This is a genomic window from Streptomyces viridifaciens (assembly GCF_001888885.2).
GTDB classification, from domain to species: Bacteria; Actinomycetota; Actinomycetes; order Streptomycetales; family Streptomycetaceae; genus Kitasatospora; species Kitasatospora aureofaciens.
Map to the genome: position 1 here is coordinate 5,697,828 of NZ_CP090841.1, position 22,104 is coordinate 5,719,931.

At 73.2% G+C, this 22,104-nt stretch carries 24 protein-coding genes and 1 pseudogene; 10 read left to right on the forward strand and 15 right to left on the reverse strand.

Going from position 1 to position 22,104, the window contains the following annotated elements; all coding sequences use genetic code 11:
• Positions 1-59: 59 nt before the first annotated feature.
• Positions 60-557, reverse strand: a complete 498-nt coding sequence (locus BOQ63_RS32760; protein WP_046386000.1) for an SHOCT domain-containing protein — start codon at positions 555-557, stop codon at positions 60-62.
• Between the two features lie 99 nt (positions 558-656).
• The gene (locus tag BOQ63_RS32765) at positions 657-1,241 is read right to left on the reverse strand and encodes an NUDIX hydrolase (protein WP_051746728.1); all 585 of its coding nucleotides are present in this window, start codon (positions 1,239-1,241) and stop codon (positions 657-659) included.
• Between the two features lie 421 nt (positions 1,242-1,662).
• Here BOQ63_RS32765 and BOQ63_RS32770 point away from each other — a divergent pair.
• Positions 1,663-1,872 (forward strand): annotated as a pseudogene (locus tag BOQ63_RS32770) (hypothetical protein); the annotation flags it as partial.
• Here the strand turns inward: BOQ63_RS32770 and BOQ63_RS32775 are convergent.
• From BOQ63_RS32775 to BOQ63_RS32790, 4 genes are all read right to left on the reverse strand, one after another.
• Positions 1,824-2,981, reverse strand: a complete 1,158-nt coding sequence (locus BOQ63_RS32775; RefSeq protein ID WP_030281551.1) for a type III polyketide synthase — start codon at positions 2,979-2,981, stop codon at positions 1,824-1,826. The pseudogene BOQ63_RS32770 and the gene BOQ63_RS32775 overlap by 49 nt on opposite strands.
• Before the next feature lie 45 nt (positions 2,982-3,026).
• Positions 3,027-4,235: a cytochrome P450 gene (locus BOQ63_RS32780; RefSeq protein WP_030281549.1), complete on the reverse strand. Its 1,209-nt coding sequence runs from the start codon at positions 4,233-4,235 to the stop codon at positions 3,027-3,029.
• Positions 4,236-4,422: 187 nt separating this feature from the next.
• Positions 4,423-5,127 (reverse strand): response regulator, encoded by a 705-nt coding sequence (locus BOQ63_RS32785; protein WP_030281547.1) that lies wholly within the window; start codon positions 5,125-5,127, stop codon positions 4,423-4,425.
• A gap of 11 nt (positions 5,128-5,138) precedes the next feature.
• A complete protein-coding gene (locus BOQ63_RS32790) occupies positions 5,139-5,969 on the reverse strand; it encodes a sensor histidine kinase (RefSeq protein ID WP_223886103.1) in 831 nt (276 codons plus the stop codon).
• 139 nt (positions 5,970-6,108) lie between these two features.
• Between BOQ63_RS32790 and BOQ63_RS32795 the strand changes: the two genes are divergently transcribed.
• The 4 genes from BOQ63_RS32795 (at position 6,109) to BOQ63_RS32810 (ending at position 10,922) form a co-directional block, all read left to right on the forward strand.
• Positions 6,109-6,834 carry an ABC transporter ATP-binding protein gene (locus BOQ63_RS32795; protein WP_046386002.1) on the forward strand — a complete coding sequence of 242 codons (726 nt, stop codon included), beginning with the start codon at positions 6,109-6,111 and terminating at the stop codon, positions 6,832-6,834.
• Positions 6,831-9,143 (forward strand): FtsX-like permease family protein, encoded by a 2,313-nt coding sequence (locus BOQ63_RS32800; protein WP_050366864.1) that lies wholly within the window; start codon positions 6,831-6,833, stop codon positions 9,141-9,143. Before BOQ63_RS32795 ends, BOQ63_RS32800 begins: the two co-directional genes overlap by 4 nt.
• Before the next feature lie 102 nt (positions 9,144-9,245).
• Positions 9,246-10,181, forward strand: a complete 936-nt coding sequence (gene hemC, locus BOQ63_RS32805; RefSeq protein WP_072655436.1) for a hydroxymethylbilane synthase — start codon at positions 9,246-9,248, stop codon at positions 10,179-10,181.
• 195 nt (positions 10,182-10,376) lie between these two features.
• Positions 10,377-10,922, forward strand: a complete 546-nt coding sequence (locus BOQ63_RS32810; RefSeq protein ID WP_030551038.1) for a hypothetical protein — start codon at positions 10,377-10,379, stop codon at positions 10,920-10,922.
• Here BOQ63_RS32810 and BOQ63_RS32815 read toward each other — a convergent pair whose 3' ends face one another.
• A complete protein-coding gene (locus tag BOQ63_RS32815) occupies positions 10,923-11,441 on the reverse strand; it encodes a winged helix-turn-helix domain-containing protein (RefSeq protein ID WP_030281534.1) in 519 nt (172 codons plus the stop codon). It lies immediately after the preceding gene.
• Positions 11,442-11,516: 75 nt separating this feature from the next.
• Between BOQ63_RS32815 and def the strand changes: the two genes are divergently transcribed.
• Together def and BOQ63_RS32825 are read left to right on the forward strand one after the other, a co-directional pair.
• Positions 11,517-12,101 (forward strand): peptide deformylase, encoded by a 585-nt coding sequence (gene def / locus BOQ63_RS32820; RefSeq protein WP_037828802.1) that lies wholly within the window; start codon positions 11,517-11,519, stop codon positions 12,099-12,101.
• Positions 12,102-12,230: 129 nt separating this feature from the next.
• Positions 12,231-12,749, forward strand: a complete 519-nt coding sequence (locus BOQ63_RS32825; protein ID WP_030281531.1) for a hypothetical protein — start codon at positions 12,231-12,233, stop codon at positions 12,747-12,749.
• 55 nt (positions 12,750-12,804) lie between these two features.
• On the opposite strand, the gene BOQ63_RS32830 is transcribed toward BOQ63_RS32825, so the two are convergent.
• Positions 12,805-13,374, reverse strand: coding sequence for a hypothetical protein (locus tag BOQ63_RS32830; protein WP_197698003.1), 570 nt, complete (start codon positions 13,372-13,374; stop codon positions 12,805-12,807).
• Between the two features lie 122 nt (positions 13,375-13,496).
• Between BOQ63_RS32830 and BOQ63_RS32835 the strand changes: the two genes are divergently transcribed.
• Positions 13,497-14,084 carry a TetR/AcrR family transcriptional regulator gene (locus BOQ63_RS32835; protein WP_030281527.1) on the forward strand — a complete coding sequence of 196 codons (588 nt, stop codon included), beginning with the start codon at positions 13,497-13,499 and terminating at the stop codon, positions 14,082-14,084.
• Here BOQ63_RS32835 and BOQ63_RS32840 read toward each other — a convergent pair.
• Entirely contained in the window at positions 14,077-14,700 is a 624-nt protein-coding gene (locus BOQ63_RS32840) for a TetR/AcrR family transcriptional regulator (RefSeq protein ID WP_072655437.1), read from the reverse strand. The genes BOQ63_RS32835 and BOQ63_RS32840 overlap by 8 nt on opposite strands.
• 115 nt (positions 14,701-14,815) lie before the next feature.
• Here BOQ63_RS32840 and BOQ63_RS32845 point away from each other — a divergent pair, with 115 nt between their 5' ends.
• Complete coding sequence (locus tag BOQ63_RS32845) at positions 14,816-15,631, forward strand: SDR family oxidoreductase (RefSeq protein ID WP_499504648.1); 816 nt, start codon at positions 14,816-14,818, stop codon at positions 15,629-15,631.
• Here the strand turns inward: BOQ63_RS32845 and BOQ63_RS32850 are convergent.
• The 4 genes from BOQ63_RS32850 to BOQ63_RS32865 all read right to left on the reverse strand — a co-directional run bounded on the left by BOQ63_RS32850 (position 15,603) and on the right by BOQ63_RS32865 (position 20,031).
• Complete coding sequence (locus BOQ63_RS32850; protein ID WP_079183850.1) at positions 15,603-17,009, reverse strand: SDR family NAD(P)-dependent oxidoreductase; 1,407 nt, start codon at positions 17,007-17,009, stop codon at positions 15,603-15,605. The genes BOQ63_RS32845 and BOQ63_RS32850 overlap by 29 nt on opposite strands.
• Positions 17,010-17,101: 92 nt before the next feature.
• Positions 17,102-17,494: a hypothetical protein gene (locus tag BOQ63_RS32855; protein WP_072655439.1), complete on the reverse strand. Its 393-nt coding sequence runs from the start codon at positions 17,492-17,494 to the stop codon at positions 17,102-17,104.
• A 204-nt stretch (positions 17,495-17,698) separates the two neighbouring features.
• A complete protein-coding gene (locus tag BOQ63_RS32860; protein WP_079183851.1) occupies positions 17,699-19,198 on the reverse strand; it encodes a carbohydrate binding domain-containing protein in 1,500 nt (499 codons plus the stop codon).
• A 227-nt stretch (positions 19,199-19,425) separates the two neighbouring features.
• Positions 19,426-20,031: a choice-of-anchor C family protein gene (locus BOQ63_RS32865; RefSeq protein ID WP_030551022.1), complete on the reverse strand. Its 606-nt coding sequence runs from the start codon at positions 20,029-20,031 to the stop codon at positions 19,426-19,428.
• A 352-nt stretch (positions 20,032-20,383) separates the two neighbouring features.
• Between BOQ63_RS32865 and BOQ63_RS32870 the strand changes: the two genes are divergently transcribed.
• Positions 20,384-20,614: an aldo/keto reductase gene (locus BOQ63_RS32870; RefSeq protein WP_318299409.1), complete on the forward strand. Its 231-nt coding sequence runs from the start codon at positions 20,384-20,386 to the stop codon at positions 20,612-20,614.
• Between the two features lie 3 nt (positions 20,615-20,617).
• On the opposite strand, the gene BOQ63_RS32875 is transcribed toward BOQ63_RS32870, so the two are convergent.
• On the reverse strand, positions 20,618-21,259 hold the full coding sequence (locus BOQ63_RS32875; protein WP_191093608.1) for a GNAT family N-acetyltransferase: 642 nt from the start codon (positions 21,257-21,259) through the stop codon (positions 20,618-20,620).
• A gap of 96 nt (positions 21,260-21,355) precedes the next feature.
• Entirely contained in the window at positions 21,356-22,030 is a 675-nt protein-coding gene (locus BOQ63_RS32880; protein ID WP_030281512.1) for a nitroreductase family protein, read from the reverse strand.
• Between the last annotated feature and the right edge of the window lie 74 nt (positions 22,031-22,104).

Consider the following 22,104-nt stretch of genomic DNA (forward strand, 5'->3'; position numbering starts at 1 on the left):
GCAGGTCACGGCCGGGGCCGGTGGGCGCGATGCCCACCGGCCCCGGCCGCCTTCTGCGCTCACATCAGCAGCTTCTCCTTGGCCCTCTGGTACTCCTCGTCGGAGATGGCGCCCCGGTCCCGCAGGTCCGCCAGTCTCGCCAGGTCCTCGACGTGGCCGCGGCCGCCGCCACCGCCGGCAGCGCCTGCGGCCGGCGTCGCGGCTGGCGTCCTGGCCGGCGTCGCGGCCGGCGTCGCGGTCGGCGTCGCGGCCGCCTCCCGGATGTAGGCCCGGAGCGCCGCGTCGGCCTGCTGGGCCTGTTCGAGGTCCCGCTTCCCCATGCCCTGGCCACGGGCGATGAGGTACACGAGGATGCCGATCAGCGGCAGGAAGATCACCAGGACCAGCCAGCCGGCCTTGCCCCAGCCGCCGATGTCGTGGCTGCGGAAGATGTCCGTGATGATCTTGAACAGCAGGAAGAACCACAGGATCCACAGGAACAGCTCCAACATCGTCCAAAAGATGTTGAGCACCGGGTAGTCCACGGCCAGCGAAGTGGCCAACGCGTAGGTGTCCATGGCCGAGTCATATCACCGCAAAACGGACATCGCCGTCCGGTGCTACGCCGTTCCAGTGGCTTTGCGGCTCGGCGGGAATATCCCGGGCCCAGGGCGACCTCAGCCCAGCCCCGCCCGCCGCCGCAGCTCCGCCGCGAGCCCGATCAGCTCGCCCCACCAGGCGTCGTGCCCGGTGAGCAGCAGCCGCTGCGCCTCGTCCACCGGGACGGCCCGGACCTCGACCACCTGCTCGCCGTCCGCCGGGTTGGTGGGCGTCGAGTCGAGCACGACCTCGCCCCAGCCCCACAGCCAGGCCTTGTCCGGGTGCGGCTGCCACGGCCGGTACGGCACCGCGTCCTCGGTGTGGCAGCGGTGCGCGCCCAGCCAGCCGGGCTCGCCGAGCAGCCGGGCGCCGGCCTCCTCGCGCAGCTCGCGCTCCAGACAGTCCGTGACGGACTCGTCCTGCTCCCGGGTGCCGCCGGGCAGGAACCAGTGGTCCCGGTCGTCGCGGCACAGCACCACGTCGCCGTCCGCGAATCCGACCAGGTGGATGTTGGTGACCAGCTCGTCCGGCGGCAGCTCGGTGGAGAACTGGGCGTCGTAGCGGCCCCAGGCCCAGTACTGCGGCGCGTGCAAGGCCGGGAAGAGGACGGCGAGTTCGGCGGCTCTGGCGGAGGTGTCGGTGCGGTCCGTGGTGTCGGTCATGATGACTCCTTCATGAATGCCCCCGACTCCGGCGGGGGGTGGGGTGTCCTGACGCCGCGGGGAGGGCCGGCAGTTCGGCGAGCGGTCAAGGGCGGCGCTACCGATGACAGCGCCGCCGATGACAGCCCCACCTCGGCGATGCTGACGGCGTGGGAGAGAACCGGGGAACCGGCCTGCCCGTCCGAGGTCCGGTCCGTGCCGTTTCAGCAGACGCTCCGACACCTCCGAGCGGCCGTCGGCAACTTCTCCGAGCGGCGGGCGGGACGCCCGCGGGCATGAACGCCCTGATCGGGCACTGCTCTCGCCAGGGCACGACGGGACCTCGCCCGCAGGCTCAGGGGTTCGACCGGCTCGACCGACCGGGGGTGAACTCACCACTCGGCTCGTCCGTGGGCACCCAACGGTCGTGGTCGAGGACCTGGCAGTCCACGACCGGGGCGTGAACGCGGCACGCAACGTCCTGGCCGCCGGGCCGGCGGTGGCAGCCTGGGGAGACGGTGTAAGACCTCAACGGAGCACTCCGGGCGGGCGGTCGTCGGTGAAGCAGGAAGTCGAATCATCTCCCTTCGGGAGGGGAGGAAGTCAATCGGTGATCGTAGTGCCGGTCGGGAAACGGCGGGGGACGCCCTGATGGACGAGGGCGATGTCGGAGGTGGAGATGGCGCGCAGGCGTCGGTGCGCCGGTTCCGGCGGGGCGCCGATCCAACTGCCGAGGGAGATCTCGGCGGTGATGCCCGGTCCGAAGCCGGCGATCAGGCCGGGGGTGCCCTCGGGGGCGCCGCCGTCGGCGAACAGCCGGGCGAGGGCGTCGAAGACGACGGCGCTGGCGATGTTGCCGCGCTCGGTCAGGGTGGCCCGGCTGTAACGGAACTTCTCCGGCGACAGGTTGAGGAAGTGGCAGAGGTCGTCCAGGATGCGCGGGCCGCCGGCGTGCACGATGTAGAAGCCGAGCCCGGAGACGTCCCAGCCGTGCTGTCCGGCCAGGGTGCGCAGGGCGGGGGCGAGCATCTCCATGGTGCCGGGCACCCGCTTGTCCAGCTGGAAGTGGAAGCCGGTGTCCTTGACCCCGTACGAGATCCAGTTTTCGGTGTCCGGGACGAGGTGCGAGCCGTTGCGCTCGATGTGCACCCCGCTGCCGCCGCGCCCGCGCATCACCACGGCGGCGACGGCGTCGCCGAACAGGCCGTTGGAGAGCAGCGAGCCGACTTCGAGGTCGGTCGGCTGGTAGCAGAGGGAGCAGAACTCGCAGGCGACGATCAGTACGTTGGCGCCGGGGTAGGCGCGGCAGAAGTCGTGGGCGCGGTTGACGGCTGCGCCGCCGGCCGCGCAGCCGAGCTGGGCGATCGGCACCTGGCGGGTGTCGGAGCGGAAGCCCATGGTGTTGATCAGCCAGGCGGTCATCGACGGCATCATGAAGCCGGTGCAGGACACGTAGATGAGCAGGTCGATGTCCCGGGCACGCAACTCGGCGTGGGTGAGAGCGCGTTCCACCACCTCGGGGACGCGGCGTTTGGCCTCCCGCTCGTACACCTGGTTGCGGACGGTGAGGCCCGGGTGGGTGAGGGTCTGCTCGATCGGCTGGACCAGGTGCCTGGTCCGCACCCCGGTGTTCTCGATCAGCCGCAGTGCCAGGCCGAGTTGGGGATGACCGGCGTGCAGCGCGCGGGCCAGGTCGAGGGTCTCCTCGAGGGTGATGACGTGCTCGGGTACGGCGACCGCGGGGCGGCAGAGTGTGGCCATGGCGTGGGTCTCCCCGGTGCGGGAACAGTGTGTCGAGGGGAGGGACTACCAGGCGACCGGCAGGGTGCGCGGGAAGCGCCAGATCGAGCCGGAGTTCCAGTCGAGTCCGGACGGGTCGACGGCCAGTCGCAGCCCGGGGAAACGCCGCAGCAGGGTGCCGATGGCGACCTGGAGCTCCATCAGCGCGAGGTGTGAGCCGAGGCAGCGGTGCTGGCCGTGACCGAAGGCCATGTTGACGGGCCCGGCGGTGCGGTCGAGGTCCAGTTCGTCGGGGTGCTCGTACACCGCCGGGTCGCGGTTGGCGGTCAGGTAGGAGACGTGGACGGCCTCGCCGGCCCGGATCGGCACCCCGCCCAGTTCGACGTCCTCGGTGGCGACCCGGGCGATGCCGGGGCCCTGGCGGAACGGGATGAAGCGCAGCAGCTCCTCCAGGGCCTGCGGCAGCGACTCCGGCCGGGCGCGCAGCTTCGCGAGCTGTTCGGGGTGGGTGAGCAGGGTGTAGGTGATGTTGCTGAGCTGGTAGGTGCTGGTGTCGTGGCCGGTGACCAGCAGGACCATCGCCATCACGGCGAGCTCGTCCGCGTCCAGCAGGTCGTCGCCGTCGCGGGCGGTGGCGAGCGCGCTGATCAGGTCCTCGCCGGGGTGGGCGCGGCGCTCGGCGGTGAGCGCGGTGAAGTAGGCGCGCAGCCCGGCCTTGGCCTCCTCCTGGCCCTCGCGGCTGCCCGGGCCCATCCGCATCATCGCGACGGCCCAGCCGCGCAGCCGGTCGCGGTCCTGGGCGGGGATCTCCAGCACTTCGCAGATGGTGGTGAGCGGGAGCCGGGCGGAGAGGAACTGCGCCAGGTCGGCCGGGGCGCCGTGCTCCTCCATCTCGTCGAAGTAGCCGTCGACGATCCGCTGGGTGGCCGGGCGCATCCGCTCGACCTGGCGGTTGGTGAAGCCCTGGGCGACCAGGCGGCGCAGCCGGTTGTGCTCGGGCGGGTCCATCAGGTTGATCGACTCGGCCTGGGCGATGGGGGCGGGCGTCATCCGGGGCAGGTCGCGGCCGATGCCGGCGGCGCGGCTGAACCGGCGGTCGGTGGTGACCACCTTGACGTCCTCGTAGCGGGTGGCCAGCCAGGCCTCACCCTCGCCGTGCGGCAGTCGGACCCTGGCGATCGGGGCCTCCGTGAGCAACCGCTTGAGGAGGGGGTCGAACTCCAGGCCGTCGGTGTGGTGGAAGGGGCACTCCCACACGGGGGCGGTGGTGGTCACGGGCCTGTCCAATGGTCTTCGTCGTGCGGGGTGATGGCGCCCGAAACGGTTCCGGGTGGTTCGGGCGCGGACATCCAGATGCTTCCCCATGGACTGGTAAAGATGTGGACTCCGAGAGCGGTTCCCCCTAAGGAGTGAGATAGCTGATTGTCAGGTGAATTCACCGCACGTGTGGACGAGTTGACGCTCAGCCGTTCGCGTCGCCGGGGGCGACCAGCCCCGTCTCGTAGGCGAGCACCACCGCCTGGGCCCGGTCGCGCAGGTTCAACTTGGCGAAGATCCGGGCCACATGGGTCTTCACCGTCGACTCGCTGAGGGTCAGCTCGACCGCCAACTCGGTGTTGGAGAGCCCGCGTCCGAGCAGTCCGAGCACCTCCACCTCGCGCGGGGTGAGCGGCGCGAGATCGCGGTGCAGCCGCGGTGAGTCGGCGCCGCGGGCCGCCGGGTGCGGGGCGCCGGTCGCGAAGCGCTCGACCAGCCGGCGGGTGATCGACGGGGCGAGCAGGGCGTCGCCGGTGTCCACCAGCCGTACGGCGGCGGCGAGGTGGGCCGAGGTGACGTCCTTGAGCAGGAAGCCGCTGGCGCCGGCGGACAGCGCCGCGTAGACGTAGTGGTCCAGGTCGAAGGTGGTCAGCATGATCACCCGGCAGTCGGGCGCCTGGGCCAGGATCCGGCGGGCGGCCTCCAGGCCGTCCATGGTCGGCATCCGGATGTCCAGCAGGGCCACGTCGGGCCGGTGCAGGACGGCGGCGGCCACCGCCTCCGCGCCGTCCGAGGCCTCGGCGACCACGTCGATGCCGCGGGCGGTGAGGATCATCCGGAAGCCGGTGCGGACCAGTTCCTGGTCGTCGGCGATCACCACCCGGGGGCGGCGCTGTTCGGTCTCTTCCACGGTCCCCTCCGTCACGGCCGGTCCAGCGGGATGCGGGCGCGCACCCGGAATCCGCCGCCGAGCCGGCGCCGGGCGTCCAGGTCCCCGCCGTACACCGCGACCCGCTCGCGCAGGCCGAGCAGCCCGCGCCCGGCGCCGTCCGCCTGCTTCGGTGCGGGGGCGGACGAACCGGAGAGCACGCTCGGGCCGCTGTTCAGCACCTCGACGCGCAGGTAGTGGTCCGCGTACCGCACCGTCACCTCCGCCGTCACCCCTTCCCCGTGCTTGAGCGCGTTGGTCAGCGCCTCCTGGACGATCCGGTACGCCGTCACGTCGATGCCGCCGGGCAGCGGCCGTGGCTCGCCGGAGATCCGCACCTCCACCGGCAGCCCGGCGAAGGCGAACCGGTCGATCAACGGGCTCAGCCGGCTCAGGCTCGGCTGCGGGGAGAAACCTTCCGGCTCCGGTTCCTCACTGCCGTCCGCGGCCGGGGCGAGCAGGCCCAGCAGATGCCGCAGTTCGGTCATCGTGTCCCGCCCGGCCGCCTCGACCGCGCCCATCGCGGCCGCCGCCTCCTCCGGCATGGTGGCCAGCACTTCGCGCGCGGCCCCGGCCTGCACCACCATCAGGCTCACGTTGTGGCTCACGATGTCGTGCAGCTCGGAGGCGATCCGCGCCCGTTCGGCGTCCACGGCGGCGCTCGCGGCGCTCTCCCGCTCCCGTTCCAGCAGCCAGCCGCGCTCGCCGATGGCCGCCCGGTACAGCCGGCGCGCCCGGACCAGCGCGACGCCCAGCCAGCCGGCGCCCGCGCAGGCCGTGCCCGCCACCGCCACCGCGATCCAGTCCGTCCCTGTTCCCCACACGGCGCCAGCTTCGCAGCTGGGAGCTTGATCGACATCATCCGGGGGTGCCGCTCCCGTACATCCCCGGTACTACGGCGACCTGCGGTTACACCCCGGGTGGGACGACCGGCCCCGGCCGGCGCGCCTACCGTCGTCGACCATGAGCAACGACCACGACGGGACCACCCGCCCCGACGACGCGCCCTTCGTCGTCGAGTTGTCCGGGGTGCACAAGGAGTTCGGCGACGCCAAGGCCCTCGACGGCGTCGACCTGCGGATCAGGGCGGGCGAGGCGGTCGCCGTGATGGGCCCCTCGGGGTGCGGCAAGTCCACCCTGCTGAACATGGTGGCCGGACTGGACCGGCCCAGCTCCGGCACCGTCCGGGTGCAGGGGCAGGACCTCGGCGGGCTGAACGAGAACGGGCTGGCGCTCTTCCGCCGCCGCAACGTCGGCATGATCTTCCAGTTCTTCAACCTGATCGACGACCTCCCGGCCCTCGACAACGTCGCCCTGGCCGCCCAGCTGACCGGCACCACGGCCAGGCAGGCCCGTCGCCGGGCGCTGGAGCTGCTGGACGAACTGGGCGTCGCACACCGCAAGGACGTCTACCCGGCCGCGCTCAGCGGCGGCGAGCGCCAGCGCGTCGCGGTGGCCCGCGCCCTGATGAACCGGCCGGCCCTGCTGCTCGCCGACGAGCCGACCGGCGCGCTGGACAGCCGCTCGGGCGAGCAGGTGATGGACCTGCTGATCGACCTCAACCAGATCGGGCAGACCCTGCTGATCGTCACCCACGACCCCAACCTGGCCACCCGCTGCGCCAGTCGGCTGGTCGAGGTCGCGGACGGCAAGGTGGCGCGCGAGCGGATGCTGGAGGCCTCGTCATGAGCGGTGCCGTGTGGCGCGCCTCCCGGGCGGCCGTGAAGCGCCGCCGGGTGCAGACCGTCGTGATCGGCCTGGTCGTCTTCTGCTCCACCGCGACCGTGCTGCTCGCCCTCGCGGTGATCAGCGCCGCCAGGGCCCCGTTCGACGACGCCTTCGAGGCCGAGCGGGGATCGCACGTCACCGCCCTCTTCGACCCGGCCAAGGCCTCGGCGGAGCAACTGGCCGCCACCGCCCACCGGCCGGGCGTGGAAGCGGCTGCCGGGCCCTTCGACCAGGCCGTGGTGACCATCCCCGCCGACTGGGTCGGCCGCCCGCCGGGCCCGCTGGCCCTGGTCGGTCGGCCCGACCCCGCGTCCGCGCCGGTGGACCGGGTGGAGCTGCTGGCCGGCCGCTGGGCCTCCGCACCCGGCGAGGTGGTCGTCAACAACCCGGGCGGCGGCGCCGCGAGCCGGTTCGTCGGCACGCCGCTCACCACCAACACCGGGGTGAAGCTCACCGTCGTCGGCTTCGCGACCGACATGAGCCAGTCCTCCGGCGGCTGGGTCACCCCCGAGCAGGCGGCCGCCCTGCATCCCACCGGGCGGCAGATGCTCTACCGCTTCACCGACGCGGCCACCGAGCAGCAGCTCACCACCTCGCTCGCCAACGCCACTGAGGGCCTGCCCGAGGGCGCCGTCGAGAGCGGGCAGTCCTACCTGGTGCTCAAGCAGGCGTTCTCGGCGGGCGCCGACGCCTATTTGCCGCTGATGACGGTCTTCGGCGTGCTCGGCCTGGTCGTCGCCGCGCTGATCGTCGGCAACGTGGTGAGCGGCGCGGTGATCTCCGGCTACCGGCACATCGGGGTGCTCAAGTCGATCGGCTTCACGCCGCGCCAGGTGGTCACGGTCTACCTGACCATGGTGTCGGTGCCCGCGGTCGTCGGCACCGTCCTCGGTACGGCGGCCGGCTGGGTGGCGGCGGGCCCGATCCTCCAAGCCGCGTTCTCCGGCATCTCGACCGGCACCGCCGTGATCGAACCGGCGGGCTGGCTGCCCGTGGCCACCCTGGTCAGCGTCCCGCTGCTGGCCGCCCTCGCCGCGCTCGTCCCCGCCTCGCGCGCCCACCGGCTGTCCGCCGCCCAGGCCATCTCGGCGGGCAGCGCCCCGCGCGCCGGGCGCGGCCTCAAGGTCCAGCGCTGGCTGAGCGGCACCCGGCTGCCGCGCGCCGTCAGCCTCGGCCTCGGCCAGCCCTTCGCCCGCCCGGCCCGCACCGCGCTGACCATGGCGGCGATCGTGCTCGGCGTGGTCACCGTGACCGTGACCACCGGGGTGACCACCACCCTGGCCAAGTCCATGGCCGCGCCCGACCGCAGCACCCACATCGACGTGCAGACCAGCGCCTTCTCGGAGAACAAGATCGCGCCCCGGCTGACCCCGGAGCAGACCACGGCGATGCTGCACACCACCCCCGGCGCCGAGCAGGTGTCCGTCCGCGGCCTGGTCCGGGTCGGCATCCTCGGCCAGCCCCAACTCGTCTTCGCGGACTTCTACGGCGGCGACGCCATGGTCGACCACCGGCGGCTCAACGTGGTCGAGGGCCGCCTGGCGACCGGGCTGAACGAGATCGAGGCCGGGCCGGCCTTCCTGGACCAGCACGGGCTCAAGCTCGGCGACCGGGTCACCCTGGTCCTGGAGGGGCGGCAGACCACCGTCACCATCGTCGGCAAGGAGATCCAGGGCAACGCCAACGCGATCACCTCCAACGACGCCACCCGAGCCCTGCTCACCCCCGACCCGCACGTGGTCGAGTACGACGTGAAGCTCGCCGTAGGCGCCGACGCCGGGGCCTACCAGAAGGCCGTCACGGGCGCCGACCCCAGCCTGTCGGCCTCGGTCGTCACGCCGGGGACGGAAGGGTCCGTGGTCGCGATCCAGACCTTCAGCACGACTTTCTCCGCCCTGCTGTCGGTGGTCGCCGCGCTCGGCGTCTTCAACACCCTGCTGCTCACCATCCGCGAACGCCGCCGCGACCTCGGCATGCTGAAGTCGATCGGGATGACGCCCCGGCAGGTCGTCGCGATGACCATCACCTCGGTGGCCTGGCAGGGCGTGGTCAGCGGGATCGTCGGCATCCCGCTCGGGATCCTGGTGCACCGGCTGATCGTCGAGCACGTCCGGATCATCGCCTTCCCGGACTCGATGATCGACGTCTGGGGCGCCCCGCTGCTCGCCGCCCTCGCCCTGGCGGGCGTCGCGATCGCCGTCCTCGGCGCCCTCGTCCCGGCCCGTTCGGCGGCGCGGCTGCCGATCGCCGAGGTGCTGCACAACGAGTGAGGTGCTGCGGCAAGTGGACGGCCGGGTGATTCGCCGCCCGGCCGTCCGCCGCATGGCTGACGCATCGTCGATCGTCGGTGTCGGAGCGCCTATCATCGCGCCATGGCCACCGCTGAGCTGATCCGCATCGTCTCCCGCTCCTCGCCCATGGCACTCGCCCAGGTCGACCGGGTCCGCACCGAACTCGCCGAACTGCACCCGGGGTTGCGCACCGAGGTGGTGCCGGTCACCACCTCGGGCGACCGCTGGACCGGCGACCTCTCCCAGCTGGGCGGCAAGGGCGCGTTCACCAAGGAGGTCGACGCCGCGCTGCTCGCCGGGGAGGCCGACGTGGCCGTGCACTGCCTCAAGGACGTGCCCGCCGACCGCCCGCTGCCCGCCGGCACCGTCTTCGCCGCCTACCTGCGCCGCGACGACATCCGCGACGCGCTCGTCCACCCCGGCGGCCTGACCCTGGCCGAACTCCCGCCCGGCACCCGGATCGGCACCTCCTCCGTCCGCCGCATCGCCCAACTCGCCGCCACCCACCCGCACCTGGAGTGCGTCCCGATCCGCGGCAACGCCAACAGCCGGCTCGCCAAGCTGGCGGCCGGGGACGCCGACGCGCTACTGCTCGCCGTCTCCGGCCTGGAGCGGATCGGCGAGCAGGCCAGGATCACCGAGGTCCTCGGCGTCGAGGCGATGTGCCCGCCGATCGGCGCCGGCATCCTCGTCCTGCAGTGCCGCGAGGACGACACCGCGACCATCGAGGCCGTCACCGGGCTCGGCCACCACGACACCTGGCGCGAGGCGGCGGCCGAGCGGATGTTCCTGCACGTGCTGCAGGGCCACTGCAACAGCCCGATCGCCGGCTACGCCAGGGCCGAGGTGGACGGCCGGCTCTCGCTGCGCGGCCGGGTCTTCACCCCGGACGGCAAGCGGGTGCTGGACGCCCACGAGTGGGCGGGCGTGCTCAGCCCGGAGGACCTCGGCACCTCGGTCGCCCTGGCACTCAAGCGGCAGGGCGCGCAGGAGCTGATCTCCTCGATCCCGCACTGAGGCGGGGTTCGGTGCGCTGTGCCCCGGCGACCGGTGGATCCGGCGTCCGGTGGCCCCGTTGTCCGGTGGCCCCGGCGACCGTGGCCCCGGCGTCCTGTGAACCCGGCGTCCTGTGAACCCGGCGTCCTGTGAACCCGGCGTCCGTTCCGGCCGTTACGCGAGAACCGACCGGGTGTTCGGGGCGTCCGTTGAGGCGTGATCAGTGCGGTGCTCGGCGGGATGCCGAACTTCTGGCCCGGGCTGCTGCTCTCGCTGGTGCCGGCGGCCCTGCTGAACCGGCCGGTGGGGCGGCTGCTGCGGGCCCACTGGGTGGTGGGCTTCCTGCTGCTGCTCGGGCTCGGCGGGGTGGTCGTCGCGACGCTGCTGCCGGAGGCGTTCCGGCCGTCGGTGCTCCGGCACGCGGCGGAGGCCGCGCGGCACTGCTCGGTGGCGGGCGCCCGGCCGCGTTCGCCGTACGAGCTGCTGCACGTGCGGCACATCGAGCTCAAGCTGGCGACCTACGCGCCGGTGGGCTTCGCGGCCGCCCTGGCCGGGACGCGGCGACGGGCGGCGGTGGCGCTGCTGGGTACGGCGATGCTTCCGTTCGCGGTGTCGGGGCTGCAGTACGCGGTGCCCGCGCTCGGGCGGGCGTGTGACGTGCAGGACGTCTGGGACGGCGTGCAGGGCGTCGTGCTGGGGGCGGCGCTGGGGCTGGTGGTGGGACCGGTGGCCCGGGCGATGACCAGGGCGCGGGCGGTCTGACTACCGGTCGAGCAGGGGGAACAGGCGCGCCACGGCCGCGACCGGACGGGCCCCGGCGGGCCGCGTCCGCGGGTCGGTATCCCGGCCGCGGTAACGGGCGAGCAGCTGCCGCACGGCGTCCGCGACGGCGGTCAGCTCCTCGGGGGTGAGGTGGACGACGGTGCTGAACGCCTCGTCCTGCTGCCACTCGGCCGGGGCTTCGGCGCGCCGGGCGAGCCAGTGCCGGTAGCTCTCGTCCTCCAGGCCGCGGGCCAGCTCGCCGAACCCGTCGCCGGTCGTGGGCGGTTGGGCCTGGGCCAGTCGCCACGGCCGGGCCCGGCCGTCGGTGGCCGGGGCCTCCTCGATCACTCCGTACCGGGCGAGCTGCCGCAGGTGGAAGGAGCACAGGCCGGAGCTGTACCCGAGTCGGGCGGCGGCCTCGGTGGAGGTGAGGGTGCGGCGTTCGGCGAGCAGTTCCAGCAGCGCGGTGCGGACGGCGTGTTCGGGGAGGGCGCCGGTTCTGACGATGTCTTCGGTCACTTTGCAAAGTCTGCTACTTTGCAAAGTGGACAGCAAGGCCATCGAGCAGGTTCATCGAGATGAGGGGGAGCGACAGTGTCCGAGTCGCGCGAACGTCCGACCGTCCTACGGATCACCGAGGTGGGGGAGGAGATCCTCCGCCGCACCTGCCGCACGGCGACCGGGGAGGACTTCGGCAGCGAGCGCCTGGCCCGGCTGATCGACGACATGTTCGCCACCATGTACGTTGCCGACGGCTGCGGACTCGCCGCCAACCAGGTCGACGTGGACCTGCGCCTGTTCGTCTACGACTGCCCCGACGACGACGGCGTCCGGCACGTCGGGCACGTGCTCAACCCGGTGGTCGAGGAGCAGGACCCCGGCCGCCCGCTGATCGAGGACGTCGAGGGCTGCCTGTCCGTACCCGGAGCCAACACCCGGCTCGCCCGCCCGGCCCGCGCGGTGGTGCGCGGTGTCGACCAGCACGGCGAGCCCGTGACGATCGAGGGCACCGGTTACTTCGCCCGCTGCCTCCAGCACGAGACCGACCACCTGAACGGGGGCCTCTACATCGACCGGCTCTCCGCCCGCGACCGCAAGCGGATGATGAAGCAGACCGCCGACCGCCGCGAGCAGGTGTTCGCCGAGCGCGCCGCCAAGGCCGCGAAGACGGTCGGATGACGCCCGGATGACGCGGTCCGGGCGGGGGCGCGTCAGCCTGCTGGCGCATGCCCGACTGGCTCTGCCGGGGGAGGCGGTTCGATCCTGCGGTCGAGGTGGGGGCGGGGTGGTCGCGGCGAGGGTGGACGCATGTTGAAGAACATTCCGGTCGGTGACACCGAACGCCCCGTTCCCCGTTGGGCGTTGCGCCTCGCCAAGGCCCTACCGTTCGTCCTGCTGCCGCACTGTCTGTGGCGGCTGCCGTTCGCCTTCGACTTCACGATGGGCACGGTCGAGCCGGGCCGGCCGCCCCTCACCTGGTGGGCCGCCCCGTACGTCTTCGCGCTGAGCCTGGTCACCGAGGGGCTGGCGCTGCTCACCCTGGGCCTGGTCAGCGGGTGGGGCGAGGTGTTCCCGCGCTGGGTGCCGTTGCTGCGCGGGCGCCGGGTGCCGCCGCTCGGGCCGCTCGTCGCGACGCTGCTGGGCGGGCTGGTGCTGTTCGGACTGTTCGGGCTCCAGCCGCTCGCCTGGATCGGGGCGCTGGACGAGGTGGGCTTCAGCAACGGGTGGTGGGAGGCGCTGGCCCGGGTGTGCATCGGCCCCGCGGCGCTCTGGGGTCCGATCACCATCGCCCTCGGCATCGCCTACTACCGCCGCCGCACCGCGTGAACCCGGTCGCTGCGCAGGAAGTCGGACCGGCCGACTTCCTGCGCAGCGCCGCGTCTCAGTGCGTGCGGTAGTACTCGCCGACCGCGGCGAAGGCCTCCTTCGGCTCCCAGGGGAACCCGGGGAAGGTACTGCCCGGGCGGTCCTCGTGGACCTTGACGATGCCGTAGCTGGCCAGGTCGAGGTCCTCGCGCGGATCGCCGTCCGGGCGGTGGACGAAGTCGTGGAGCGCGAAGGTGAACACGAAGGCGGCGTCGATCCCGCCGGCGTCGAAGGCCGTCAGCAGTTCGCGCAGGTGGGCGGCCTGGCCGGGCTCGTCGCGCTGGTAGCTGCCGTCGAGGCGCACCGGCCCGTCGGGGCCGTACTCGACCACCGACAGGCCGAGCGCGCCCCGGTCGCCCGCGCCGCGGTAGGTGGCGGAGCCGAACTCGGTGACGGCGACCGGCTTGCCCTGGGCGGTCAGCTCGCGGACGCGGTCGGCGGTCCCGGCGGAACGGTAGAGGTCGAGCGAGACGACGTCGAAGGGCGTCCAGAGCTCGCGCTCGACGACCTCGGGGTCGAACAGCTTGCGTGAGTACGAGCCGCCCCGGACGAATCCGGTGTCGTAGCTGATTCCCCTGGCGCGCATGGTCTCCTGCCTCCACGGAGGATCGGAAACTTACGGTACGGCCAGTACCGTAGTTGCCGTGGCCCCAGCGCGGCAAGTAAGCATGGTGGCGGTACGGGCGGCAGCGAGGGCGGAGCGGGAGCATGGCCGGGCAGACGCGGCGGCGCGGAGCGGCGCTGGAGGAGGCGATCCTGGCGGCCGCCGTCGCGGAACTCGCCGAATCCGGGTACGCGGGGCTGACCATGGACAAGGTCGCCGCCCGCGCGGGCACCAACAAGAACGCCCTCTACCGGCGCTGGCCCAACCGGCTCGCCCTCGGTATCGCCGCCTACAAGCAGCTCGCCAAGGCCGCCCCGCTCCCCGACACGGGTGAACTGCGCGGCGACGTCCTGGAGTTGTTGCGCCAGGCGAACCGGCACTGGAGCTCCCCGCTCGGCGGCGTGCTGCGCGAACTGCTGGCCGCGGCCGGTGGCGCGACGGAGTTCCTGGCGCAGCTGCAGGACCAGTCCGGCGACGCCGCGGCCGCCCCCTGGCTGACCGTGCTGGGCCGGGCTGTCGCCCGGGGCGAGGCGGCGCCGGAGGTACTGCACCCGCGGGTGGCGACGGTGGCGGTGGTGCTGCTGCGCAACGAGTTCGTCGTCCGGGGCGTGCCGAGTGCGCCCGACGACGTGCTGGTCGAGATCGTGGACGAGGTGTACCTGCCGCTGGTCCGGCGCCGGAGCGCTAGCTGACCCGGTTCCCCTCGGTGAGGGTGGCGGCGAGGCGTTCGGCGGCGGCGGCGTCCAGCGGGGCGTGGCCGAGCAGGAAGCGGTACCAGAACAGTCCGTAGACCTGGTCCACGATCAGGTCCAGGTCGGCGCCGCCGTCCAGTTCGCCGCGTTCGCGGCCCCGGGCGAGGAGTTCGTGCAGCGCGGTCCGCCGGGTGGCGGTGAAGGTCTGCATCAGTTCGGCCAGGTGGGGGTCGCGGGCGGCCTCCCGGACGACGGTGCGCAGCGCGGAGGCGGTGGTGCTGCGCTGCGCGGCGTCGAAGGTGGTCTCGATGAAGGCGCGCAGGTCGGTGCGCAGGCTGCCGGTGTCCGGCTGGTCGGAGACGTCTCGGTCGGCGCGGTCGGTGAGGGCGTCCAGCAGGACCGCGCCCTTGGAGGGCCACCAGCGGTAGACGGTCTGCTTGCCGACGCCGGCCGTACGGGCGATGGCGTCGACGGTGACGGGTGTGCCGTCGGAGTCCGCGAGCAGGTGCAGCGCCGCGTCCAGGATCGCCCGGTGGGCCGCCTCGTTGCGGCGGCGGCCGGTGTGCGGCCGGGCGGAGGGGGCCTGTTCGGCCGCCCGCGGGTCGGTCTCGCTCATCGTGTTCCCTTTCGTTCTGCCCCCGCTTGACAAGACTAGCAGTCTCGGCAACCATCATTACCAGAACTGACGGTCTCGACAAGTTGGCGAACAGGTAGCCGGAAAGGCCAGAACCATGAGCACTGCATCTGCATCGAACGTCTTCGCCGGACAGCGCACCGTCGTGATGGGCGGCAGCTCGGGCATCGGCGAGGCGACCGCGACCGCCTTCGCGGCGGACGGCGCCGAGGTCGTGATCACCGGCCGCGACCGCGAGAAGCTGGACGCCGCCGTCGCCCGGATCGGCGGCAGCACCAGCGGCGTCCAGCTGGACGCGACCGACCCGGCCGCCCTGGCCGCCTTCTTCACCGCGACCGGCACCGTCGACCACCTGGTCGTCGCGGTCAGCGGCGCGGCCGGCAGCGGCGCGTTCGCCGATCTGGACCTCGCCGACCTGGCGCACGGCTTCGACGCCAAGTTCTGGCCGCAGGTCCGGGTCCTCCAGGCGGCCCTGCCGCACCTGCGCAAGGACGGCTCGGTCACCCTGATCACCGCCGCCTCGGCCCGCGCCGCCATCCCCGGCACCGCCGGACTGGCCGCCATCAACGGTGCCCTGGAGGCGATGGTCCCGCCGCTGGCCGTCGAACTCGCCCCGCTGCGGGTCAACGCCGTCTCGCCCGGCGTGATCGACACCCCGTGGTGGGACCGCGTCCCCTCCGAGCAGCGCACCGCCCTCTTCGACGGCCTGGCCGCCACCACCCCGGTCGGCCGGGTCGGCCGCCCCGAGGACGTCGCCCGGGCGATCCACATGTTCGCCGCCAACACCTTCGTCACCGGCGTCGTGCTCGACTGCACCGGCGGCGCCAACCTCCCCACCGGCCGCTGGGGGCGCCCTCAGCCCTGTTCGGGCCGGGCCCCGCCCGTCACCACTCCGCGACCCGGTAGTCCTTGAGGAACACCTCCGACACCGGGTCGCCCGCCTCGCCGCGGACGATCGGGTCGTAGACCCGGGCGGCGCCGTCCACGATGTCCAGCGGGGTGCGGAAGCCCCGGGCGGCGATCCGGGTCTTCCTGGGCGCCGGGTTCTCGTCGGTGATCCAGCCGGTGTCCACGGCGCACATGTGGACGCCCCGCGGGGCGAGCTCGGCCGCGCTGGTGCGGGTGAGCATGTTGAGCGCGGCCTTGGCCATGTTGGTGTGCGGGTGGCGTGCCGTCTTGTTGCGGACGGCGAACCGGCCCTCCACCGCGGTGACGTTGACGATGTAGCGGGCGCGGTGCGGGGAGGCGAGCAGCAGCGGCAGCAGCCGGTCGCAGAGCAGGGCCGGGGCGAGGGCGTTGACCAGCTGGGTCTCCAGCACCTCGGCCGGGTCGAGCGAACCGAGCGTGGCGGACCACGAGTTGGCGGGCGCGAGGTCGGGCAGCAGCCCGGCCTCGTCGGTGAGGTCCAGCAAGGAACCCGCCCCGGAGGGGAGTTGGGCCGCGCCGGTGAACGGCCGGAATCCCGGCGCCCGGGTGACGGCCCGGCGGTCGGCGGCCGGCAGGGCCGTGGTCTCGCCCGCCGCCAGCAGAGCGTAGGACTCGGGCGGGCGGCGCAGCGTCTGCGCGGCGTTGTTGACCAGGATGTCCAGTGGGCGGCCGTCGGCGCACAACTGATCAGTCAGGCCGAGGACTTGGCGCGGGTCGCGGAGGTCGATGCCGACCACCGTCAGCCGCTCCCACCACTGGTCGCTGCCCTCGGCGGCGCGGAAGCGGCGCACGGTGTCCTGCGGGAAGCGGCTGGTGACGGTCAGCTCGGCGCCGTCCCGCAGCAGCATCAGGGCGAGCTGGAAGCCGATCTTCACCCGCCCCCCGGTGAGCAGCGCCCGACGGCCCCGCAGGTCGGTGGAGAGGCCGCGGCGGGCGGTGTTGTCGGCCGCGCAGTCCGGGCAGAGCATGTGGTAGAAGCCGTCGACGCGGCGGTACGGCTGCTTGCAGACGTAGCACCTGCGCGGCACCTGCAGTTCGCCGACCGGCCCGGTGGGGACTGCGGTGAGCGGTGCGTCCTCGCGGCGGTGCCGGGCGCCGGTCGCGGTGGCGGCGAGCAGGTCGGCGTCGGCCTGCCGGAGCGCCTCCTTGGCCTCCTGGCGACGGCGCTTGCGGCTCTCCGTCACGAAGGAGCTGAGCTGCCGCTCGGCGTGCAGCCGGGTGCGGTCGTGGGAGGGTAGGCCGCGGAGGCGGCCCAGGGTGCGGCTGAACGCGCTGAGTTCCTCGGGGGTGAGGCCCGCCGCGCACGCGGCTTCGCTGGTCGTGGTGTCGATGATCAGCTGATGGTGGTCGTCCCGGACCGTCATGTCCGCCCCCTCGTTCCGTACAGGTGGGAGGGACTGTAGTTGACGGTCCGGAAGGATGAGATGCCAATTTCCGCCGGGGGTGGCCCGGGCGCTCAGCCGCAGTCGGGCGTCAGTGAACCGACCCGGCGGCCGTCGAGCTCGTGGGGTCCGAAGTGGGCGAGCTCCTGCTCGTCACCGGCGAAGTGGGGCTGGTCGTTCAGCCGGATGATGCAGCCGAAGTCGTTCGGGAGGGGGGCGACGGCCGAGCGCGGGTGGATCGGCGGCTCGATGTCGTCCAGTTCGCGCAGGCTGAAGCCCTCGCTCGTGACGTGCGCGTCCTCGTTGAGCAGGATGCGCCCGGTCTGGTGCGGACCATCGAACAGGCACAGGTGCCCCTTGGGACACCTCGGGGCGGTCGGCATGGCGTGGACGGCGGGCGCGGTGGCGGTGGCGAGGGCGATCGCGGCGGCGGGGGCGAGGGCGGCGCGGAGCAGGCGGTGACGCACGAGAGGTCCCAATCGTTCGGCACAGGGGAAGCGCAGGGAGCGCAGGGAGGCGACTACCATCCGTGTGGTCGTCGTCACCGCATGCTAGATGGTTCCCGGGCGAACGACGGAGCCGCGCGCCGGTTTCCGGACACCCGCGCCGGAACGCGCGGAGGTGCCGGCCGCCCTTCCCGGGCCGCCGGCACCTCGTTCCCGCTACCGGGCTCAGCCCGTGTACTGGCTGAAGATCTTCGCGAACTCGTACGGCTGCTGCGGGACGTTGGTGCACTTGGCCAGCGAGCCGCCGGTGCAGGCGTTGGCGTCCCGGGTGGCGTCCCAGAAGGCGAGCAGGCCGAGGTGGTTCCGCTTGGCGAAGGTCACCAACTGCTGGGCGGCGGCCTGGTTGTAGATCTGGTGGTCGTCGTTCTCGCCGATCATCGGGGTGACCCCGACCATGGCCCACAACTGTGTGTCGGTCTTCGCCGGGTAGAGCGCTTTGAGCTGGCCGAAGGTGGACCGGGCGGCCTGGACGGTGGCGTTGCCGTAGTCGGTGCCGGAGCGGTAGTAGTCCATCGCCATGACGTTGACCAGGTCGAGGTTGACCCCGGCGTCCCGGGCGGACTTGACGACGGCCACGCCGTCGCCGGTCAGGCCCTCGGGCAGGACGGGCAGGGTGAGCGAGACCTTGAGGCCGGGGTGGGCCTGCTGGAGTTTGGCGAGCGCGGCCGAGCGGCGGTCGTTGGAGGCGGTGTCGGCGATCGCCGCGCCCTCGATGTCGTAGTCGACGTAGCGCAGGTCGTAGGCGTTGACCACGGCGTCGTACTCGTTGAACAGCGAGTCCACCGAGGTGCAGGCGGCGGCGAGTTCGGTCCCGGCCGCGCCGCCGAAGGAGAGCTTGACGTCGCCGCCCGCCGCGCGCAGCGCGTCGATCTGGTCCTTGGCCCAACCGGTGCGCGGGTCGTAGGCGTTGAACCAGCTGGCCTTGCAGCCGACGCCGGTGACGAAGCCCATGCTGTAACCCCTGGCGCCGCCCGCCCTGGCCATGTCGGGCATGGACGGCGTGGGCCAGGCGCCCATGTCGATGTACGGGGCGACCGGGAGGGCGACGTTCGGCGGCGGGGTGGTCGGGCCGCCGGTGGGCGGAGTGGTCGGCGGGGTGGTCGGGGGAGTGGTCGGACCGCTGCCGCCGGGGCCGGCGAGCGTGACGTCGTCGGCGACGTAGCCGCCCTGCCCGTACCAGCCGTGCAGGTAGACGGTGACGCTGGTGGTGGTCGGGCCGGTGGTGAAACCGGCGGACAGCTGCTGCCAGTTGGAGCCGCCGGGGGTCCACACGGCGGGGTCGGTGACGCCGCTGCCGGTAACGCCGAGGTAGACGTACTGGCCCTGCACCCAGGCGCTGAGGCTGTACGTGGTGTTGGGCTGGACGCTCACGGTCTGGCCGCACTGCGCGGTGTCGCTCGCGCTCGCCGCCCCCTTGAGTGCGTACGTCCCGCTGTGGGCGCCGGAGTTGACGACGCTGCCGGTGCCGGCGGAACAGCTCCACGGGCCGAGGGCGCCGCTCTCGAAGCCGCCGTTGGCGAGCAGGTTCGCGTCGGCGGCGCCGGCGTTCCCGGCGAGGGTGGCGAGGCCGCCGGCGGCGAGCACCGCGGCGGCGGCGAGGCTCAGCAGTTCGGTCCGGCCGGTGGGGCGGCGGTGCGTGGGGGCGTGCTGGAGCGCACTGGGCATGGGGGTGCCTCTCGGGACGTGGGGCCGCCCGCGCCGTGAAGGGGGGGACACGGGGCGGGCGGCAGCATGGGGGCTGGTCCGGTGCGGGGAGGAGCGCGGTGCTGAGGATCAAACTGGACTAGACCAGCTGTGCACGTCAAGCACTTCCCGGCTTCCGGAAGCCGTCCCGGGCAGGTTTTAGGGCGGGTTTAAGGGCGGGTTTAAGGACCGCCCTCCCGCGGGCCGTCTCAGCCGCAGCAGGACTTGCACTCCTTCACCTGCACGTTGTCGAGCACCGGGCCGTACGGGCCGCCCACCGTGCTCTCGAAGGCCAGCGTGGTGCTGGAGTTCTGCGCGACGAAGCTGAACTGCCGTCCGACGTAGCCCATCGCGGCCCTGGTCCTGCCGGTGACGTCGAAGGAGTAGTCCTGGAAGTCCTGCCCGTCGATGAGCGCCCGCCCGGTCCGGAGGGCGACCCCGCCGTCGGGGTTGCCGGCCAGCGCGTACGTCACCGAGTAGGTGGCGCCGGGGACGGTGGTGAAGGTCTGGGCGATGGTGCCGGCGGCGTTGCCGTTGAGGTCGAGAGCCTGGTCGCCCTCGGCGGCCTGCCACATGCCCGCCCCGATCAGGTCGACACTGCCGCTGGTGACCCGCCACGGGCCGATGGTCTGCCCGGCGGCGAACTCGGTGAAGTTCCCCGCAGGCGCCTTGGGGGACTCGAAGCTGCCGTCGTCGAAGCGGCTGAACGCGCGGTGGCCGGCCGCCTGGGCCGGGGCGGCGAGCGCGGTGGTGGTCAGGGCGGTGGCGGCGACGGCCAGGGCGAGCGCGGCGGTGCGGGTGCGCGAGAACGACATGGGTTCCTCCCCGAGTTCCGTGACTTTTCGGTCACTTCCGTGGTGCCGGGCCGAGTTGATCGGCCGCGAACAGAGCGTCGACCGTCCCGGCGAGCCGTGCCAAGACCGGGCGGGCGGCGCCCGGTGGTGCGGGGTGCCCCGGGGCGGGCTCTCGCGCGCCGGTTTGGCGGGGGCGGGGCCGCCGGGGCCCGGCGGGCCGTGCGGGGACGAACACCCCGGGCCGACGGCCGGGTGGGGTAGCCCGGTGGTGAAACCGGAGCCGCGCGCCCCGTCCGCGCCTCCATGGTGGGTCGATGAGCATATGAACAGCCCGATGGTTGATGAGGGGTAGAGGCTGGAATCGCAGGCCAACCTGGAGCTGGTCGGGCGGGTCAGGGCGATCGCCGACCGGCTCGGCGCCACACCCGCCCAGGTCGCGCTGGCCTGGACGCTGGCGCAGGGCCGGTACGTCTTCCCGATCCCCGGCACCAGGACACCGCGCTACCTGCTGGACAACGCGGGCGCCGCCGGGCTCACGCTCTCCGCCGACGACCTGGCCGAGCTGGACGCGCTGCCCGCCGTCGAGGGCGGGCGCTACTACTGACCCTCAGCGCTCCTTCACCCACACCAGCTGCCGTCCGGTCTCGCCCGGGGCCCGGGCGGCGGCCTCGGTGACCCGGTCCAGCCGGTAGCCGAGCTTGCGCGGGACGGCCGCGCTGGCGCCGTTCGCCTGGTCGCAGCGGATCTCCACCCGGGCGATTCCCGGCAGGGCCAGGGCGGCCTCGGTCAGCGCCCCGGCCGCGGCGGTGGCGATGCCGCGGCCGACGTGCCGGGCGGCGACCCAGTAGCCGATCTCCAGCGCGCCCGGGCCGATCCGCCCGTGCAGGCCGAAGGCGCCGACCACCCGGCCGGGTGCGTCGTCCAGGTCGGCCAGGTACATGAAGTCCGTGCCGGCCTCCCAGGCGGCGGTGCCGGCCCGGGTCAGCTCGGCGGTCCGGGCCCGGGTGGGGGCCTCGGCCGCCCACTCCATCCAGGGCCGCAGGTGCTCCAGGTTGGCGCGGACGGCCCGGTTCAGCGCCGGGGCGTGGGCGCTGCGACGGCGGTGCAACCGCAGGCCGCCGGGCAGCCGCAGCAGTTCGGGCGGCCGTCCGGTGGTCGCCTCGGGCGCCTCCGTCGGTACCGCCGGGGCCGCCGTGCCCGCGGGTGCCGCCCGGGCGGGCTCGCAGGAGTGCGACTGTGCTCGGCTCATGGCCGCGATTATGTCCTTGCCCCGGACCTGCCACATCCGGAAGGGGGCGCGACCGGAGCTCCCGACCGGGGGTGCGGGCGGCGCGCCCCCGGCGCCTCAGAGCCGGACCATCACCTCGTCGAGATCCTTGCGCCGCAGGTCCGGCACGCGCGCCCCCTCGGCCGGGTAGCCGACCGGGATCACGTACGCCGCGCGCTCCTCCGCCGGGCGGTCGCACACCTCGTTGAGGAACCGCATCGGGCTCGGCGTGTGGGTCAGCGTCGCCAGTCCGGCCTGGTGCAGCGAGGCCAGCAGCAGCCCGACCGCGATCCCCACCGACTCCTTGGTGTAGTACGGGCGCGGCGAGTTGGGCCCCTTGTGCACCTCGAAGACCACGATCACGGCCGGCGCGTCCTCCAGGAACGGCTTGTGCCAGTCGGTGCCGATCGGCGCCAGTGCGGCCAGCCACTCCTCGGACGCCCGGTGGCTGTAGAACTCGCGCTCCTCGGCCTCGGCCGCCTCGCGCAGCAGCCGCTTGCGCTCCGGGTCGGTGATCACCACGAACCGCCAGGGCTGGACGTGCGCGCCGCTGGGCGCGGTGCTCGCGGTGCGGACCGCCCACTCGATCACCCCGTCCGGGATCGGGTGGCTGTCGTAGTCGCGGACGGTCCGGCGCTGCGCCATCACGTCGTGGAAGGCCTTGCTGCGGTCCTCGGCCTGGTGGGCCGGCACCGTCATGGGGGTGAGCGGGACGGTCGGGTGGGACGCCCCTGCCACTGCGCTGTCAACCATGGCCGACAGCACAGCACATGACGGCCACTCCGGGAAGAGGTAGAGACCAATTCCGGGAGTGGCCGTCCTGCGCC

Excerpts from the sequence above, each read along its gene's own strand:
- BOQ63_RS32860 (WP_079183851.1), bottom strand. The coding sequence starts at position 19,198 with ATGCCCAGTGCGCTCCAGCACGCCCCCACGCACCGCCGCCCCACCGGC.
- BOQ63_RS32825 (WP_030281531.1), top strand. The coding sequence starts at position 12,231 with ATGTTGAAGAACATTCCGGTCGGTGACACCGAACGCCCCGTTCCCCGT.
- BOQ63_RS32875 (WP_191093608.1), bottom strand. The coding sequence starts at position 21,259 with ATGAGCCGAGCACAGTCGCACTCCTGCGAGCCCGCCCGGGCGGCACCC.
- hemC (WP_072655436.1), top strand. The coding sequence starts at position 9,246 with ATGGCCACCGCTGAGCTGATCCGCATCGTCTCCCGCTCCTCGCCCATG.
- BOQ63_RS32845 (WP_499504648.1), top strand. The coding sequence starts at position 14,816 with ATGAGCACTGCATCTGCATCGAACGTCTTCGCCGGACAGCGCACCGTC.
- BOQ63_RS32775 (WP_030281551.1), bottom strand. The coding sequence starts at position 2,981 with ATGGCCACACTCTGCCGCCCCGCGGTCGCCGTACCCGAGCACGTCATC.
- BOQ63_RS32760 (WP_046386000.1), bottom strand. The coding sequence starts at position 557 with ATGGACACCTACGCGTTGGCCACTTCGCTGGCCGTGGACTACCCGGTG.
- BOQ63_RS32840 (WP_072655437.1), bottom strand. The coding sequence starts at position 14,700 with ATGAGCGAGACCGACCCGCGGGCGGCCGAACAGGCCCCCTCCGCCCGG.
- BOQ63_RS32835 (WP_030281527.1), top strand. The coding sequence starts at position 13,497 with ATGGCCGGGCAGACGCGGCGGCGCGGAGCGGCGCTGGAGGAGGCGATC.
- BOQ63_RS32830 (WP_197698003.1), bottom strand. The coding sequence starts at position 13,374 with ATGCGCGCCAGGGGAATCAGCTACGACACCGGATTCGTCCGGGGCGGC.
- BOQ63_RS32800 (WP_050366864.1), top strand. The coding sequence starts at position 6,831 with ATGAGCGGTGCCGTGTGGCGCGCCTCCCGGGCGGCCGTGAAGCGCCGC.
- BOQ63_RS32865 (WP_030551022.1), bottom strand. The coding sequence starts at position 20,031 with ATGTCGTTCTCGCGCACCCGCACCGCCGCGCTCGCCCTGGCCGTCGCC.
- BOQ63_RS32850 (WP_079183850.1), bottom strand. The coding sequence starts at position 17,009 with ATGACGGTCCGGGACGACCACCATCAGCTGATCATCGACACCACGACC.
- BOQ63_RS32880 (WP_030281512.1), bottom strand. The coding sequence starts at position 22,030 with ATGGTTGACAGCGCAGTGGCAGGGGCGTCCCACCCGACCGTCCCGCTC.
- BOQ63_RS32795 (WP_046386002.1), top strand. The coding sequence starts at position 6,109 with ATGAGCAACGACCACGACGGGACCACCCGCCCCGACGACGCGCCCTTC.
- BOQ63_RS32765 (WP_051746728.1), bottom strand. The coding sequence starts at position 1,241 with ATGACCGACACCACGGACCGCACCGACACCTCCGCCAGAGCCGCCGAA.